General features: G+C 45.0%; 10 protein-coding genes. 4 read left to right on the plus strand and 6 right to left on the minus strand.

Features of this window, described 5'->3' with window-relative positions:
• Positions 1-1,641 (plus strand): alanine--tRNA ligase-related protein (locus tag VIM72_RS10310; protein ID WP_332002754.1); only part of this gene is annotated, 1,641 nt, incomplete at its 5' end.
• A 235-nt stretch (positions 1,642-1,876) separates the two neighbouring features.
• Positions 1,877-2,911, plus strand: coding sequence for a PDZ domain-containing protein (locus tag VIM72_RS10315; RefSeq protein ID WP_332002755.1), 1,035 nt, complete (start codon positions 1,877-1,879; stop codon positions 2,909-2,911).
• 60 nt (positions 2,912-2,971) lie between these two features.
• Here the strand turns inward: VIM72_RS10315 and VIM72_RS10320 are convergent, their stop codons facing one another.
• The gene (locus VIM72_RS10320) at positions 2,972-4,354 is read right to left on the minus strand and encodes an aldehyde dehydrogenase (RefSeq protein ID WP_332002756.1); all 1,383 of its coding nucleotides are present in this window, start codon (positions 4,352-4,354) and stop codon (positions 2,972-2,974) included.
• A gap of 104 nt (positions 4,355-4,458) precedes the next feature.
• Here VIM72_RS10320 and gatB point away from each other — a divergent pair, with 104 nt between their 5' ends.
• Both gatB and VIM72_RS10330 read left to right on the plus strand, forming a co-directional pair.
• The gene (gene gatB, locus VIM72_RS10325; RefSeq protein WP_332002757.1) at positions 4,459-5,910 is read left to right on the plus strand and encodes an Asp-tRNA(Asn)/Glu-tRNA(Gln) amidotransferase subunit GatB; all 1,452 of its coding nucleotides are present in this window, start codon (positions 4,459-4,461) and stop codon (positions 5,908-5,910) included.
• Between the two features lie 68 nt (positions 5,911-5,978).
• Entirely contained in the window at positions 5,979-7,127 is a 1,149-nt protein-coding gene (locus VIM72_RS10330; protein WP_332002758.1) for a TlpA disulfide reductase family protein, read from the plus strand.
• Between the two features lie 382 nt (positions 7,128-7,509).
• On the opposite strand, the gene VIM72_RS10335 is transcribed toward VIM72_RS10330, so the two are convergent.
• The 5 genes from VIM72_RS10335 to VIM72_RS10355 all read right to left on the minus strand — a co-directional run bounded on the left by VIM72_RS10335 (position 7,510) and on the right by VIM72_RS10355 (position 18,425).
• Entirely contained in the window at positions 7,510-8,934 is a 1,425-nt protein-coding gene (locus VIM72_RS10335) for a SusD/RagB family nutrient-binding outer membrane lipoprotein (protein WP_332002759.1), read from the minus strand.
• A gap of 11 nt (positions 8,935-8,945) precedes the next feature.
• The gene (locus VIM72_RS10340; RefSeq protein WP_332002760.1) at positions 8,946-12,026 is read right to left on the minus strand and encodes a SusC/RagA family TonB-linked outer membrane protein; all 3,081 of its coding nucleotides are present in this window, start codon (positions 12,024-12,026) and stop codon (positions 8,946-8,948) included.
• A 689-nt stretch (positions 12,027-12,715) separates the two neighbouring features.
• Positions 12,716-14,128: a RagB/SusD family nutrient uptake outer membrane protein gene (locus tag VIM72_RS10345; RefSeq protein WP_332002761.1), complete on the minus strand. Its 1,413-nt coding sequence runs from the start codon at positions 14,126-14,128 to the stop codon at positions 12,716-12,718.
• A 29-nt stretch (positions 14,129-14,157) separates the two neighbouring features.
• Positions 14,158-17,250 carry a TonB-dependent receptor gene (locus tag VIM72_RS10350; RefSeq protein WP_332002762.1) on the minus strand — a complete coding sequence of 1,031 codons (3,093 nt, stop codon included), beginning with the start codon at positions 17,248-17,250 and terminating at the stop codon, positions 14,158-14,160.
• A 485-nt stretch (positions 17,251-17,735) separates the two neighbouring features.
• A complete protein-coding gene (locus tag VIM72_RS10355; protein WP_142684240.1) occupies positions 17,736-18,425 on the minus strand; it encodes a hypothetical protein in 690 nt (229 codons plus the stop codon).
• Positions 18,426-18,690 lie beyond the last annotated feature (265 nt).

Consider the following 18,690-nt stretch of genomic DNA (forward strand, 5'->3'; position numbering starts at 1 on the left):
CTGGAAGTGAAAAAACCTTTGCTGCATGACCTGGTACCTGTACTGGCTGCGCAGTTTTCACACGTATTCCCCGAACTGCAGCAACAGGTAGACTTTGTGAAGAAAGTGGTGTTTGAAGAAGAAAATAATTTCCTGCGCACATTGGAAAGCGGTATCCGCCGGATAGAAGATTTTATACAGAACAGTACCACTAAAGCCGTAGATGGGAAAACTGCTTTCGAATTATATGATACCTACGGTTTTCCTTATGATCTCACCAGCCTGATAGCCTCTGAAAATGGCTTCTCTGTAGATGAAGAAGGCTTTGATGCCGCTATGCAACAACAGAAAGACCGCTCACGCGCCGCTACAGAACTGGATATGGGCGATTGGGTGATCCTGGATGAAACACCCAACTCTGTTTTTGTTGGTTACGAACAACTGGAAAGCACTACCAAACTGCTGAAGTACCGCACTGTAAAAGCGAAAGGCAAAGAACAGTTCCAGCTCGTGCTGGGACAAACGCCCTTCTATGCTGAAAGCGGCGGCCAGGTAGGCGATACCGGCACCCTGCATTTTGGCGACGAAGTAATTCATGTTACCGATACCAAAAAAGAGAACAACCTCACCATACATTTTGCGGATAAACTGCCCGCTCAGCCCGGAGCGCCTGTAAAAGCAGCTGTAGCTAAAGAGAAACGCCATAATACGGAGCGCCATCACTCCGCTACCCACTTATTGCATGCTGCACTGCGGCAGGTATTAGGTACGCACGTGGCACAAAAAGGCTCGCTGGTAAATGCGGATGCCCTGCGTTTCGACTTCTCTCATTTTGCAAAAGTAACTGATGAAGAACTGGCGCAGATAGAAGCAATTGTAAACGAAAAAATACGAGAAAACATTCCTGTGGTAATCCGTGAGCTGCCAAAGGAAGAAGCCCTGAAGCTTGGCGCTATGGCGCTGTTTGGTGAAAAATACGGCGATACGGTGAGGGTGGTGATCATAGACCCGGCTTACAGCGTGGAGCTTTGCGGTGGCACACACATCAGTTCTACCGGCGAATTGGGCCAGTTTAAATTTGTTTCCGAAGGCGCAGTCGCCGCCGGCGTACGCCGCGTAGAAGCCGTAACCGGTGCAAAAGCGGAAGCTTTTGTAAACGAACAGCTGCAGCAGCTGAAAGAAATTAAAGCTGCCCTGAAAAATCCGAAAGAACCGGTAAAAACCATAGAAACACTGCTCCAGGAAAAGGCTTCCCTGGAAAAACAACTGGAAGCGCTGGAACAGGAAAAAGTGCGGGCCCTGGCAGCCAGCATACGCCAGCAGGCAGAAAATATCCATGGTGTTAACTTCCTGGGCCAGGTGGTAAATGTGAGCAATGCAGAAGGATTGAAACAGCTTTCCTTCCAGCTTAAAAATGAGATCCCGGATCACGTGTTGCTGTTTGTGGCTAATATTGGCGGGAAAGCCAGTGTGGCGCTCAGTATAGATGAAAAACTGGTGGCCGCCAAAGGATGGGAAGCGCCAAAGATTATCAAAGAGCATATTGCCCCACTGATCAAAGGCGGCGGCGGTGGCCAGAAAACCTTTGCCACAGCAGGCGGACAGGAAACAGACAAACTTGATCAGGTTGTAGCGGCAGTAAAAAAATTACTCAACGCATAATCAAAAAACGTTAGACTTTGAGCGTCTCTTAAGTGATAACAAGTCTCCATCAGGCAGCCGAACAAACCAGGGCTGACCAGCATTTTTTGGTTAGCCCTCGCCGGATAAAGAGAAAATACGCTGAAAAGCGTATTTTTTTTGTCTATATCCCATACATTTTTAACTTTTTCTTTCCTGACCCACCCTTTAATTTTGTCGCATTAGTTAAATTTAATCAACAAAATACCTTAGCACCATGACCAGGTTACTGCAAATTCTCACCATAGCAGGTTTCTCCTGCTTCACCATGAGCGCGGTATCTGCGCAAACGAAAGACAGCTCCAGGAACCAGCTGGGAGAGTTCGATGAAATTGTGATCAAACACAAAAGCGATAAAGACGGTAAAGTAACCGTGGAAGTCAAAAACGGCGATGTTTTCATCAATGGCCAGAAGCTTGATCAGTACAAGGATTCCGATCTCTCTGTTTTTCGCCGGAAAATTACGCCCCGCGATGGCAATGCCATCAGCTTTGATAGTAACTCTTTACAGGGCGGAAGCTTTGATTTTTTCAACGGTAATGGCGATGATGATGACGATATAGAAATGCCGGTGATGAACAAAGCCATCCTGGGCGTGATCACTGAAAAAGTGACTGCCGGTGGCGTAACCGTAAAATCAGTAGCTAAAGGCACTCCCGCCGATAAGGCAGGAATAAAAACAGGTGATATTATTACTTCTGTAGATGATAAAAAGATTAACGAACCGGCAGAGCTATTTGAAGAAATCGGTAAACATAAACCGGCCGACAAAATAACGGTAACATATATACGCAATACCAAAACAAACAAAGTATCTGTTACCCTCGATGAAAGAAAAGGAATAGATAACAGCTGGAGTATGCATCCACCTTTATCTGCATTCCCAAAGAACGGGCCCAGATCTTTCTCCTTCCCTATGCCACGCGGTGAACAGGGCTTTGGCGACAACTGGTTTAACCGGATGGACAACGGCGAAAAACTTGGTATACAGGTTCAGGATACCGAAAAAGAAGAAGGCGCACAGGTGATTGGTGTAAGCCCGTCTTCACCTGCCAGTGAAGCGGGTTTTCAGAAAGATGATATTGTAGTGGAACTGGCCGGCACTCCCGTAAAAAATGCTGCAGAACTTTCCAGGGCATACCGTGAGCACCGCAGCCAGGGCAGTACTATTGAAGCTAAAATAAAAAGAAACGGTGCAGATAAAACACTGACGGTTAAAGTGCCGAAAAAATTAAACAAGGCGGATATATAGCTTTCCTGCAGATGTTGGTATTCATCTCCATAAAATAATACCAACATCTGCTATCTTCATCTATTTCATCACCATTTTCATCATCTTCAGCTTATTTTTAAACGGTGGGTATTTCATTGGCACATCCAGCCAGGTGGCCGTTTTCAGCATTCCTTTCTGATGAGTAAAAGTATCAAAGCTGTATTTGCCATGATACTTTCCCATCCCGCTATAACCTGCGCCGCCAAAAGGCAGTTCAGGATTAGTAAGATGTACCAGCGCATTGTTTACACAGCCCCCTCCAAAACGCACCTGTTCTATCAGCGCTTTTTCCGTTTTCTTATTCTTTGTAAATACATACAACGCCAGCGGGTAAGGCAGCTGCTTAATGGCCTGTATAGCCTGCGGCAGACTGGTATAAGTTAGAATAGGCAGCACCGGGCCAAATATTTCTTCCTGCATCACCGGATCCGTCCATTCCACTCCCTCCAGCAGGGTAGGGGCTATGTATAATTGTTCCCTGTTGGTTTGTCCGCCGTGCAATATATGGCCTTCTCCCAGATATCCTGCCACCGTATCAAAACGCCTGGCGTTAATAATACGGGCGTAATCGTCACTCCTGGAAGGATCTTCCCCGAAAAACTCCGTGATGGCCGCTTTCAGCGCAGTTACCAGGGCTGCTTTTACCTTCTGGTGCACCAGTAAATAATCCGGCGCTACACAGGTTTGCCCCGCGTTCCAGAACTTGCCCCATACTATTCGTTTAGCCGCCACCGTTACATTCACCTTTTCATCTACCACGCAGGGCGATTTACCGCCCAGTTCCAATGTAACCGGCGTAAGATGAGGCGCCGCCATTTCAAGGATCTTTTTACCCACCGGGATACTGCCGGTAAAAAATATATGATCGAAACGGAAGCCCATCAGGGTGGGGATTACTTCCGAGCCATCGCCCTCCACTACAGTGATATAGGCAGGGTCAAAAGTATCTTTTATCAGCTCGGCAGTTACTGCTGCGGTATGCGGCGCCAGCTCCGATGGCTTGATAATGGCACAGTTACCGCCGGCAATAGCTCCCAGCAAAGGGCTGATCAGCAACATAAACGGGTAGTTCCAGGGACCAATGATAAGGGTAAGCCCCAGCGGCTGCTTATACACCCGGCTGCTGCTGGGATAGGTCACAAACGGGGAGGTAACCAGCTCCGGTTCCATCCACTGTTTCAATCCCTCCAGCATATAGCTGATTTCCTCATATAAAAATCCTATCTCGCTACCATAGGCCTCCAGTGGGTGCTTATGCAGATCGGCATGCAGGGCAGCTGTAATTTTATCTTCAAACTTCCTGATCCCGTTTTTCAGACGCTTTAACTGCATTTTCCGGAAGGAATAGGAAAGTGTGGCGCCTGAGTCGAAATAAACCTGTTGCGCCTGGTAAAGCTGACTTGCCTGGGCCTTGCTGATCATAGGGAAGAAATTTTGATGTGTATCTCAATTTAGGGATTTATTGGCACCCAATAGCCTGAAATCACGGTATTATTTGAATATATTTGTGGGAATCAGTACGGAAAATGAGCGATATATACAGCAAATATGAAACAGTGATCGGGCTGGAAGTGCATGCCCAGCTGCTTACCGAAAGTAAATTATTCTGCAGCGACAGCGCAGCTTTTGGCGGCGCTCCCAATACACATATCAGCCCGATTACAATGGGACATCCGGGCACACTGCCCCGTATGAACCGCAAAGCGGCTGAATATGCCATTAAACTGGGGCTTGCCTGTCATTGTGAGATTGAAAAAGACAACTATTTTGCCCGTAAAAATTATTTTTATCCCGATCTTCCCAAAGGATACCAGGTATCCCAACATACAGCGCCCATCTGCAAAGGCGGCTATATCAGTATTATTACAGACGCGGGTTCCCGCAATGTACAGTTGAACCGCATTCACCTGGAAGAAGATGCCGGCAAACTCCTGCACGACCAGGATCCGCACAACAGCTATGTAGATCTGAACCGTGCCGGTGTGCCCCTCGTGGAAATTGTAACTGAGCCTGACATACACAGCAGCGAGGAAGCATACGCCTATCTCACAGAAATGCGCCGCCTGGTACGGTATCTTGGAGTATGTGATGGTAATATGGAAGAAGGCAGCATGCGCTGCGATGCCAACATTTCAGTTCGCCTGAAAGGCAGTACCCCCCTGGGTACCAAGGTGGAAGTGAAAAACATGAACTCCATCCGCAATGTGAAGCGGGCCATTGATAATGAAGTAAAAAGACAGATCGACCTGATAGAAGCCGGTGGTACGCTGGTACAGGAAACACGCAGTTTTGACGCGTCCAACGGCAGTTCTTTCTCGCTTCGTTCCAAAGAAGAAGCCAATGATTACCGTTATTTCCCTGAACCGGATCTGGCCCCATTCAAACTAACGGATGAATTTATCGACAGTGTAAGGGCCACATTACCTGCATTGCCGGAAGAGCTTATCCGTAAGTACACGGCCGATTTCGGTTTACCGGAATACGATGCCCGTGTAATTTGTGATGATAAATCTACCGCAGATTATTACGAAAGCCTGATCGCTGTTACCTCGCAATACAAAGCAGCCGCCAATTGGATGCTGGGCCCTGTTAAATCATGGCTGAACGAGCATTCCGCTGAAATCGGCCATTTCCCGGTAACACCACAGGCGCTCGCTGCGTTGATTACACTTACAGACGCCGGCAAAGTGAGCTTCTCCACTGCTTCGTCACGTATATTGCCTGAAATGATCCAGGCGCCTGCGGATCACCCGATGGATATTGCCACCCGCCTGAACTTATTACAGGATAATAATGCTGATAATATTTCTCCCATCATTGATGAAGTACTGGCTAAATATCCTGATAAAGTGGCTGCCTTTAAAGGCGGGAAAAAAGGGCTTATGTCGCTGTTTGTAGGAGAGGTAATGAAACTGTCGAAAGGCAAGGCTGATCCCCGGCTTACCAATGAATTGCTGGCGGAAAAGCTGAAGGGTTAAATCTGCATTGAAAATATTTAGTCTATCTTGAGTAGTATCCGTCAGATGAATGTTCAAAAAATAGTAGCATGAAAAAATACTTATTATGGGTTTCCGCCGCTGCTTTCCTTGCAGGATGCGCCGGACAAACGGAAAAAGGGGAATTTAAAATAGAAGGGCACCTGAATAATTTACCACTGGGTGCGGTGGTACTGGAAGAACTGACACTGGACAATGTGAAAGTAGTTGATTCTACCAATGTAAAAGACGCCAGTGGAAAGTTCACATTGAAAGGAATGGTGGCTGAACAAGGGTTGTACCGTGTGCGCTTTGACAATGGCAAATTTATATTGCTCGCACTCGATGCCGGTAATATGAAAATAGATGGGGATGTAGATAAACTGGAAGATGTAAAGATCAGTGGTTCTGAGCCGACAGCCGAGTTACAACAGTTTATGAGCGATATCAGCAAACAGTCTATTGCCCTCACAGAAGAAATGCGTAGCCTGGATAGTCTTCACGCCATACTGCCTGATAGTGCATTCCAACCTAAAGTTGCTGCTTTCCAGAAAAAAGAAAAAGAATTTGAAAACGGCTTTTTCCTGATGGCAGACAAAACAAAAAATCCTGCTACAGCAGTATTTGCTATCAGCCAGGTAAGAAGCGGGGAAGAAATTGTGGCGCACAAGCAAGTGATCACCAATCTTGCTGCCCGTTTTCCTAAAAACACGCTGGTAAAAAGCATGACAGATAAGATCCTGGAACTGGAGAAGAACCAGTCTGGCGGCGATGCTGCGGGTGGGGAAGAGCCATCTGCCGTGAAAGTAGGACAGGTAGCTCCCGACTTTACACTTCCGGATCCATCCGGCAAAATGATCAGCCTGAGCTCATTCCGTGGTAAATATGTACTGGTGGATTTCTGGGCCAGTTGGTGCGGTCCCTGTCGCCAGGAAAACCCCAATGTAGTAAAAGCCTATCAGCAATACAAAGGAAAGAACTTCACTATCCTTGGCGTATCGCTGGATAAAACAAAAGATAAATGGCAGGAAGCTATTAAAGCAGACGGGCTGGCCTGGAATCATGTAAGTGATCTTAAATTCTGGGATTCAGCAGTGGTGCCTTTATATGGCCTCAATGCCATTCCTACCAATTTCCTGCTTGACCCACAGGGGAAAGTGATCGCGGCCAACCTGAGAGGCCCCGCGCTGGAAGCGAAGCTGCAGGAAGTGCTGAAGTAAGTTGTTTATCTTCATAAAAAAAACACACAGGTGAAATATCACCTGTGTGTTTTTTTATCTCCTCATGCAACTGATTTTATTTCTACCGCCGGTATTTTATTGAACCTGCTATTATATCATTAATACTTTGTTGGTTAATTCCTGGCAAAACTTCCATACACCTCACCTGAAAATTGTTTGCATTCCGAATAATCCATTCTGATGTTTATATAATTCTTGTTGCATATGACCACCTATCTCCACTAATTCCAGATGGTCAGGATTACTTAGAACTGAATGAGTGAAATATTGAACATCATTTTTAGAACCTGCACCCACACAAAAAAGCGGGTGCCTCAAAAGAGACACCCGCTTTCGTATTATTAGTTAAATGAAATACTGATTATTGTTTGGTATCCCACCAAACGCGATCGGTAAGTTTACCAGGTTGTTCAGGCTGGGCATTTGTTTCATTTTCAGAAGCTGGATATACCCATCTGCGTGGGATGGTAGTAATACCTTGATATGCGTTCTGTACGACAGTGAGCTTAGGGAAATTACTACGGCGCCAGTCGTTATATGATTCGAGCGACAGGTAGTTAGAGATATATTTCTGCGTCATGATCACTTCATAAGCGTTGGCAGCAGTGAGCTTACAATTAGCAGCTAAATAGGTCTTAAATGCTGTGCTATCGGCAGTAAGCGGTTTCATTCCAAACCTTGTGAAAGTCGCTTCAACAGCACTATTCAGAACTGGTTGAGCAGCTGTAAAACCAGATGCCAGATAAGTAGCTTCCGCTTTAATGAACAGTTGTTCATCATAAGTTGCTAAATATATGGATTGGTCAGCAGCGGCGAAAAACTTACCTACACCTGAAAGCGAATCAATGTTAATCTGATCCTCGCCTATTATTCTGCCTCTGTAACCGCCACCCAGTTTGGCCGTATCTGCAATCACCGGCAACCTTGGATCATTTGTTGACTTCAGCAACTGGAGGAAAGTAGATGATACTGCTACGCTACCCCATTTCTTAGTAAACTGATTCCAGGGAGCTTCTGATCCTGATTTGGTACCAAACTGTATACCTGCATTATAACTGGCATCAGGGAAAGCCTTCGCTAATGCAGTTAAAGCCGCCTGTGCCTGGGTAGCAGCTACTTTGCCAGGTGCATATGTTAAACGTAAAGCGTAACGTGCTTTTAATAAATAGGCAAAAGCTGTCCATTTTTCCGGATCTGATCCATATATCAGGTCTTTATCACCTACTGATGCAGAAGCATCTTCCTGTGCAAACAGTTTTATAGCATCATCCAGTAAGGTGTTAATGCTGGTATAGATACTTTCTTGTGTGTCGTACTTAGGCTTAAAATTTCCAAAGCCGGTGAATGCCTGTGAATAAGGCACTGCATTCCACAGGTCGGTAGTAACGGCCAGGTTATAAGCCATTAATACCTTGCCTATGCCGGCAGCATGTGGATGATTGGCTTCAGTAGCCTGACTCTGTAAAATATTCAGGTTATTCAGGATCTGGGGATACATGTCAAAAGCCCAGGTATTATCTACATCGGAAGCGGTTACCTTATAAGTATCCCATTCAGGTGCGTTTTGGTCATAACCCAATTGCTGTGTCCAGAAAGCGGCAGTTCTGGCAGGATAACCACCTGCAATATTAAATGCGGTGGTTAATTCAGCTCCGCCCACCAACAAGGCATCAGTTACGTTTGTGGCAGCAGCCGGGTCGTTGTTTACATCCAGGAATTTTTTACATCCTGAACCTCCTAACATTACACTTCCTGCTATAACGGATATAATTATCTTCTTGTTCATCATTACTCAGTTTAGAAAGTTAACTTCAAAGTTGCGTTGTAAGATCTGGTGCTTGGCGAAACATAGTGATAGAAGCCACCGGAGTTACTACCTGCGCCATAAGTGCTCAATTCAGGATCTGAACCGGTAAAGTGCGGCGTGTAGATCCACAGGTTACGACCAGCAACAGAAAATACTGCTGCTTTAAATGGAGTATGTTTTAACAACTTTGGACTAAAATTATAGGCTAGTGTAACATTTCTCAGTTTTACAAAGGTGGCATCCTGAACCAGGTTTTCATAAGTATCACCCCAAGCCTGCCAGTAGCCCTCATCAGTTTTAATGGATTTGGTATTTTGTTTACCATCGGCAGTTACACCATCATATACCATTGATCCGTCGCGGCTGCTGGTAAGACCACTTGTACCGTAGAAGGTCATGTAATATTCGTCGAAGTTGATCACCTGACCACCAAAGCGTCCGTCGAAAGTAAACGACAGGTTAATTCCTTTATAAGATACGCTGTTGGTTACACCACCAATCCATCTTGGCTGGGTATTGCCAATATCGAAAGAAGTACCATCGTCCTGGATAGGATAACCATCATCATCAATCAGCAGTTTGCCCTGATCATTCCTCTTATAGCGGGAACCTCTGATGGTACCATAAGGCTGACCTTCTACCAGGTATACACCAGGAGTAGTGAAACCGCCTATCTGGATAGAAGTTACACCTTCTGTCAGTTTGTTGATCATTGCTTTGTTCCTGGAGTAGTTAGCAGAAATATTCCAGTTGAAATCTTTCGATCTGATCGGGTTAGCGTTTAAAGTTACTTCCAAACCTTTGTTGGTGATTTTACCGGCATTGATTACTGCCTGGGTATAACCGGAACCAGCAGATACCGCCGTCTGGAATATCAGGTCAGTACTAACCTTGTTATAGTAACTTGCTTCCAGTCCAATACGGTTGTCTAACCATTTTGTTTCCAAACCAACTTCAAATTCTTTAATCTTTTCTGGTCTCAGGTCAGGATTACCCAACACATTATTCTTGGAGAAACCATTTACACCATTGAAAGGAAGATCCAGTGAACCACGAAGACCATCACCAACTACTGTTTTATTAAAGGGTGTCGCTACCTTATAAGGAAGTGCGTCATTACCAATAGCGGTGTAGGCCACCCTTGCTTTACCAAATGATAATACTTTGCTGTCTTTTAATCCTTCCAGTTCAGAGAATACGAAAGCGCCGGTTACTGAAGGGTAAAAGTAGGAGTTATTCTTAACCGGCATAGAAGATGACCAGTCATTTCTACCAGTTAAGGTTAATGACAACATACGGTTATATTCCAAAACTGCCTGAGCATAAACACTTACCCTTCTTCTGTCGTAGAAAGATTTGGTAGATGTTACAGATTCCGCGCTGGTAATATCGTAGAAGCCAGGCACGGCTAACCCGATACCTTTTGAAAACTGGTCGGTATAATGTTCAGAAATAATGTTATTACCAACCATTACTGTCAGATCGAATTTATCAAATTCTTTTCTGGCGGTAGCGTAGAAATCATGGTTAACCTGCTTATTGTTAATGATTTCATTGTACATACGACCATTGGGGAAACTACCAAATGAGCCAACTGCCTCATGAAATATACGCTCGTCTGTATAAATATCCGCGCCTATTCTTTCTGTTAAAGTCAACCAGTTTAATGGATTGTATACCAAACTAAAGTTAGGGATGAACCGGGTTACATTCAGTTGCAATCCAGTGTTAGCGGCTGTCCAGAACGGGTTATTAGAATTCACCTTGTACATATTCTGTGACTTATCCACCGGGTTCTCATATGGTAACAGGTTGTAACTTACCGGGGCAGTATAGAGGTTGGCCAGGTAAGAAGTACCACCACTACCGTTACCTTCCAGCAAACGGTCGTTACGTGAATCAATGTAGTTGATACCGGTAGTTGCTGTTAACTTATCAGTAAGACGGGTAGAAAAATTTGCGTAAAAGGAATTACGATAAAAATCAGTACCAGGAGCCACGCCTTCCTGCCTTAAAGAAGAATAGGACATCAGGTAATTAGATTTATCAGTAGATCCGTTCAGGCTGATATTATTATCCCAGGTGGTACCTGTTTTAAAGAACGCATCACGTGGATCATAGGTAACAGCTGGCTTGCCGTCAACTTTTAAGGTATCCATTTTAGCGCCCCAAGAGCGTGAAGTAGGACGGGTTCTTCCATCCCAAAATATTCCACCGTTACCTTGTGACCAACCGGTTTGAAACTCAGGCAGCACCACTTTGTCGATATTTACGCTGGAACCTACTGTGAGGCTGAAAGATTTACCTTTCAGGCCAGCCCCGGTTTTAGTGGTGATGATGATAGCTCCACCAGCAGCCCTGGAACCGTACAGCGCGGTTGCAGAAGCACCACGGAGGATGTTTACTGATTCAATGATGTTCGGGTCAATATCAATACCCCTGTTAGGAGTAGTACCACCCGCCAATACCGGATCATCGTCGGAGTCACCGGCTCCGATCTGATCGTTGTTGATCGGGTTACCATCTATTACATATAACGGTTGGTTATTACCAGTTAAAGAGGCTGCACCACGGATAACGATACGGGTACCGCCACCGGGAATACCTGAAGTATTATTGATTTGTACACCGGCAATTTTACCCTGCATACCATTCAGGAAGTTTACTTCCTTGGATTGCACAATGTCGTCGCCTTTCACCTCCTGGGTAGTATAACCCAGTGTGCGTTTTTCACGTTTGATACCCAACGCGGTAACTACCACCTCGCTGAGGTCTTTATTATCGGCGCCAAGTGCCACATTGATAGTGTTCTCAGCTCCAACAGTAACTTCTTTAGGAGCGTAACCAATAAAAGAAAAAACAAGCACGGAGCCCGCAGGAGCTTCGAGTTTGAATGAACCATCGTTTGTGGTTAGGGAACCTTTACCTGTACCTTTAATTCCAACTGATACACCAGGGAGTCCGGAACCGTCTTTGGCATCCGTAACCTTGCCGCTGATTAATTTTGTTTGTGCATAGGCTTGCACAACACTGATGGCCATTAGCAACCATAAGAGTAGTCCTCTTTTCATAAGCAATTTAGATTTGAAAGATATTGTCAGTTAACTAATAAAAAAGGGAGTGCCGTAGTTATTTATCCCAAGGTTAATTCCGTAAATCCGTCTTCCTCATAGCCCATCGTTTTGTATTGTTATTTCTCAAAAGCAAATTCCAGTTTCTCCCCTCTGTTCGTTCCGAAACTATATCAGAAACTGTTTCCGGTATAGATTTGAAATGGCGGTTAAATCCACACAAGCACCAACTAATTCAGATTTTGTTCTTAGATTTTGTTTTTTACTGTGGTACGTATTTGTTAAATATTGTTTAAATTCTTCTGCAATATAGGAAATTTAAAAAATACTAGTGCAAAACACACATTTTTTTAAATCCGTACTCCTCTGTATATTCCAAATAACGCCATTTTTAGGTATTTATTTATATGAATATTCATAAATAATTAATTTTTAATTGTTTATATTAAAAATTAAATCTTCCAGCAAAGCTAACGGTATTATATATTTAAGTATTCAAATGGTGAAGCTGATAGTATATTTATCGTAGTAACGTTCACTGCCAGCCCCTGTTCATGCACCCTTGCCTTTATATTTCCTAAATAAATCACTCGATAACCTTCTTCGGCTATTCTTCTTATCCAGTATAGTTAATAAAAAAGGTGTCTTCTGAAAAAGACACCTTTTTTATTATATAACAATACTGTGCGTTAATTAGAATACCCCGGGTTCTGTACCATGTTAGGATTTGCATCCATTTCAGCCTGTGGAATCGGGAAAGCCACACGGAAATCATTCGCTTCTGTAACCCTCGTACTCAGTGCGTTGGCATCCTTAATATTACGCTGTCCGTTCTTACGGAACAGATCAGTCATACCAAAACCTTCACCCACCAGTTCCAATCTTCTCTGTTTAACGATTTCAGCTTTAATATTAGCTACATCCGTAAACGGATCCAGGCCACGTTTGGCCCTCAGCATATTCACGTCGTCAGTTGCTTTCTGCAGGTTGCCCAGCTCAGCATATGCTTCTGCACGATTCAGTAACACTTCACTGATCCTCAGGATCTTCACATTCACAAGGCCCACCTGACCGGTAGCCTCATTACCTGAGAACTTCATCAGGTAGTTGCTGCCATCGAGGTTTTGCACCAGCTCATTACGCACATCCTTCGGATCCAGTAAATCCATAAAACCATCGGTCAATCTTATATCACCATATCCGCCTAATTTAGCCGGCACATACATATAACCAAAGTTATTGGCACCATTACCGTCGGGAGTCAGGAAACGCAGTGAAAATATTTCCTCGGCACCAGCTGCATCCAGGTTAAAGGCTTTTGCCACTTCGGATGCTTCGTACAAAGGATACTTACCAACCAGTTTATCCGCTTCATCAATTACCAGCTGCCAATCGCCTTTGTACAGGTAAGCCCTGGTAAGCAACGCGGTAGCCGCATCTTTTGTAGCGTTAAAAATATTGGCTGATTTATTTTCAGATTTGCCGGCAGGAGCGGTTTGCTGGGCAACCTTCAGATCACTGATGATTGATGCATATGTTTCTGCCAGTGTGCTGCGGCCTGGTTTAAATGTACCAGGTGCATCCACTGCTTTGGTCACCAATGTAATCCCTGTATTAGCCTCATTCACCTTTGCCCCAACGTTGGTATAGGGCCGGGTGTATCTTCTGGCCAGATCAAAGTCTGCCAGCGCACGCAGGAAATAAGCCTCCCCGCGGATAGTGCTGGTTTTTTCTGATTCCGGCAGTTTATCAATCAACACGTTCGCCTGGTTTACCACCCGGTAGGCATTGAGAAAAGTATTGGTTTGCGGCGCTACTAACGGTGTATAGTTCAGCTGGAATTCTGTTATAAACCTGTTGGAGTTCTGGGAAGTGATCTTCATATCATTGCCCCCAAGGTCTGTTACTATCATAAAATCGCGGCCATAATATTCCAGCGTCTGCATACGCTCATACATCCCGTTTGCCAGGATACGGGCGTTCCCTTCAGTTACCGCATCGCCTTCGTTCAGTGAGGACTGCGGATTCTGATCCAGCTTGGAACAAGCTGAAAACAAACCAGCTGCAGCCAATGCCAATATGGAGAGTTTTGTATATTTCATAATTAACTTAAATTTTTGATGTTACTTCATTACAGCCCCACACTAATACCAAATGTGATCACCCTTGAAGTAGGATAACGGTAAAAATCAGTTCCTGCATTAGTAGTAGCCGGAGACGCAGTACTGGTCGGAGAAATCGGGTTGGTGCTCATATCCGGATCCCATCCTTTATACCCTGTCAGCGTAAATAAGTTTTCTGCCTGCGCATACACTCTTAATCCCTGCATTTTCAGTCTGCTCAAAGTGCTTTTCGGAAGATTGTAACCTAACGACAGGTTTCTCAGTCTTACGTAAGAAATATCCTCCAGGTAACGGGTAGAGGAGGCATTGGAATTGGTACCGTTACCCCAGATAACTTTAGGCCTGTCGGCAATATCGCCTGGTTTTTCCCAGTGGCTGCCCGCATCTTTTGCCTGGTTTCCGGTTGTGTTGTTACCATCGCTTTCCAGGAAGGAACGGTTATAGTTATATGCTTTGTTGCCAGCGCTGAAAGTGATGAATACAGACAAGTCGAAATCTTTATAGGAGAATTTGTTGGTGAAACCGCCGGTGATCTTAGGCAGTGCCTGGCCAACATATTTTCTAACTGCTGAATTGTAGTCAGATGTTGGTTTTCCATCAGCACCTTCCCAGGTAGCTGCACCAGTTGCCGGATCCACACCTGTCCAAACCGGCATATACCAGGACCCGAATGGCATGCCCACTTCAATCCGCTGGCGGGAACCAGCCGGGATAAACTGCTGGCCTCCCAGCGACAGGATCCTGTTTTTCAGCGTTGCGAAGTTCAGGTCGGAAGTCCACTGGAAGTTTTTAGTAGCCACCGGTATACCACCCAGTGTTACTTCAAATCCCTGGTTCAGCATTTTACCTACGTTCATCGTCATTACGTCAAAGCCGCTGGTCATAGACAATGGCAGCTGCATCAACAATGCGGAAGAGCGCTTGTCGTAGTATCCTACGCTACCGTATAAACGTTTTTTCAGCACGCTGATATCCAAACCTACATCATACAGGTTTTGTTTTTCCCAGCTCAATGCCATGTTACCCGGTTGTTTCAGGTAGGCAACAGAACCTCCGTCATATGCACCTACCAGGCTGTACAGCGGCTGGTACGGATAATCTCCCAAACCTTCCGCATTACCCATGATACCATAACTGGTGCGCAGTTTCAGATCGCTGAGCCAGGAAATATTCTTTGTAAATTCTTCTTCCGTAATGCGCCATGCAGCACCTACAGAGTAAAAGTTTCCATAGCGGTTGTCTTTAGGGAAACGGGAAGAACCATCTCTCCTGAAACTACCACTCAGGAAATATTTTGATTTGTAATCATAATCCGCTTTTGCCAATAAGCCCTGGAAGGCGTAAGAAGTTTCATCACCTGCCATGTCGAAGTACTGGGAACCTGCATCCGGCACCTGCGCCTGGCCATTCGGGAAGCCATTCTTTGCGCTATAGTTCCATACACGGTTCTGGAAGGAATATTCATTTCCTGCCAGTAAGCGGATACTGTGATCTTTACCTATGTTAAAATTATAGGTCAGTAACTGCTGGGTAGTGTACAGCGCCATGTTGGTATTTACGTTATACAGGTAACCACCGTAGTTACGGCCGTCGTAAGAGTTAGGCGAAGTCCATTGTTTCTCGCGGATGTTGGTCAGCTCGGCATTTCCCTTCACTACAAAACGTAACCCGTCGATAATGTTGTAGCCCAATGCAGCATTGAAAACTGTTTGGGTGTTATTACTTCTGTTATAGTTACTGCTTACAGTATTCAGGAAGTTACCACCACGTAATACCGGGCGGTAGGAGGAAGGAATATCAGCAAAACCAGTCCAGGAAGTAGTACCTGGCTGCCCGGCAGTATATCCGTTATAAGGATTTCCATTCTCATCACGGGAAGGTATAAACGGAGAATTGGCTAAAGCTCCCATCAATGGGGATGAATAGCTATTACCTGCACTAGCGCTTCTCTGGTCAGTGTAGCTACCGTTCACCTTTACGCTCAGGTCAAATTTCTCGTTGAATTTATGATCTACATTCAAGCGTCCACTGTAACGACTGAAGTCCGAACCGATCAGGATACCTTGTTGTTTGAAATAGTCACCAGAAGCATAGAACTGTGTTTTTTCGTTTCCGCCGCTGGCATTAATACCATAGGACTGGGTTTTACCGGTGCGGAATGCTTCATCCATCCAGTTGGTGTTAATATTTGCCAGGCTGTTGGGGCGATTGGCAAGGATCTGTTCTGCGGTGAAAAGCGGTGTACCATCTTTTTTGGTAGCATTCTTCATGGCTTCGCGCTGGTAAGCAAGGAGCTCTGTAGAATTCATCATATCAATACCATGCGCCAGGTTCTGAAAACCATATTTGGCATTAAAATTAATTCTGCTCTGGCCTTTTTTACCGGTTTTGGTAGTTATAACTACCACACCATTGGAACCACGGGAGCCATACAATGCTGTTGCAGACGCATCTTTCAGGATAGTCACGTTTTCAATATCAGCAGGGTTCAGGTTGGCAATTACATCCTGGGAAGGTGTGTTCTGGGTGAAATCACCGGAAGAAATGATCACACCATCCACTACATACAGCGGGCTGTTGCTGGCGGAAATGGAACCGATACCACGGATGCGCACTTCCGTTTTAGCGCCGGGCTGACCGGAGTTGGTAGATACCGCCACGCCGGGCGCATTACCCTGCAGCATCTGGTTTACGTCGGGCAGTGCCACATTGTTGATCTTTGCGCCGCTGATGCTGGAGGCTGCAATGGTGGAGTTGATCTTCTTCTCTACGGTGTAACCTGTTACCACTACTTCTTCCAGGCTTTTGGAATCAGTTTTCAGCTTTACATTTAAAGTAGCTGCATTCCCAACAGGTACTTCTTTTGCTTCAAATCCAATAAAAGATACGATCAGTGTAGCATTGGCATCTACCTGGATAGTGTAAGCGCCTTCCGGATTTGTTACGGTTCCTTTGGTGGTGCCTTTGATCTGGATGTTGGCACCGGGAATTGCTGAGCCATCAGTGGCATCAGTGACTCTCCCTGTTACTGTGCGACTTTGCGCATAGACCTGCCCGCCCAGAAATAGCACGGACAAGAGGAGAAATAGTACTTTCCTCATAAGCATGATTTTGTTTCCTAACCTTAAAAAATAATAAACATCATTATCAAGGCCCTAAGCCTTAATTCAATTGGTTCCCGTTAAATAAGCAGTTGGTGAAATTGTAATTGGATACTTAAAGCTGGAGCGGGTAAACGGTACAGTGATATTTGACCATATATTATATTAAATAATTAACCCTTTCTTTTGCGATTTATTCAATAAATCACAAATAGAAGTAGTCAACTTCTTCCTCATAAGCAGTTTCCTTAAGCAATTTTCAACCGGGATCAAATGTAATAATTCTTAACAAAAAGTTAAGCTTGGAAAGTTGCTGATAACGTTTAGATAACATCTTTTTAACATCCCATTAACATATTGTTATATAAAATAACGTGTATGGGCATAAAAATGAAACAAGCGGCAAGAATACCGCCTGTGCTCATCAACCAAAATCTAAATCGAGATTAAAGTTGCCCCGCATAAATGCGGGGCCAATATGTTTATCAGGAAAGGGTAAGCGGATATGTTTTCAACAACTCCAGCAATACCGTGAAAAGATCATCATTACGATGGTTAAACCTGTACTCACACTCTTTCAGATGCAAATACGCGGTGTTCCGGTTAAGCCCTTTGAACTTAGCCAGGCGGTGCTTGGTCAGGCCCCAGAAAGCATCTACATCATCCATCTGATGGGTGTCTGATGTTTGCCCCAACCGGTATAAACGGTACTGACCAAGATCAACCAGCCCGTTGAACCGGCGCAAGCGCTCAGTAGCAGACTGCGTTTCCAGTACGGAACGCCCGCGGGTAGCGGCGTGGATCATGGACCTGCTTACATCTGGGAGAATTTCGGTGTGTAACCGGTCTGAGGATCTGCAGATGCCGAAAATCACCGGCTTTACAATCCGGTCTACTTCCGGCTTTACCGCCACCAGCGTGTCGCTATCGTGGTCGGAGGTAAGGTCGCTCTGCCGGGGTTCATACGTTAATACGGGAACCGGCACAGGATGCTGCGTTTCACAGTATCGCGCAATCTGGTGTCGTAGCTTCTTCAGGTAGCTGTTAATAGTTACCCTGCTTACACCGCTGATATTTGCTATCTGGGTCGCAGTGAGATCATCGGCAAACAGCCGCAGGATCTCCTTAAACTTGCGCTCGGATAAATGAGCGCCCTTTAAGTACTTATTTTTCATGAACTATGTGGTTAGAATGGCATACTAAACCTCATACTTTTTCATTATAATCCACCCCCTTTTTTTACGAGCGGCTATAAGGGTATGTGAATGCTGCCCACTAGATCATTTCAGCGTTGTTTTTTGTCCATTTTAGCTAAATATTTAGCATTTACTGCGGTATCATGACACTAAAAAAACACCGGGACAAACAGGGCGCTCAAAACGCAAACTGCTCATCCCGGTGGCCCGGTATAATTATCTGTTTAAGTGCTATTCCTTATCG

Source organism: Chitinophaga sp., from assembly GCF_036569185.1.
In the GTDB taxonomy this organism is placed as follows: Bacteria; Bacteroidota; Bacteroidia; order Chitinophagales; family Chitinophagaceae; genus Chitinophaga.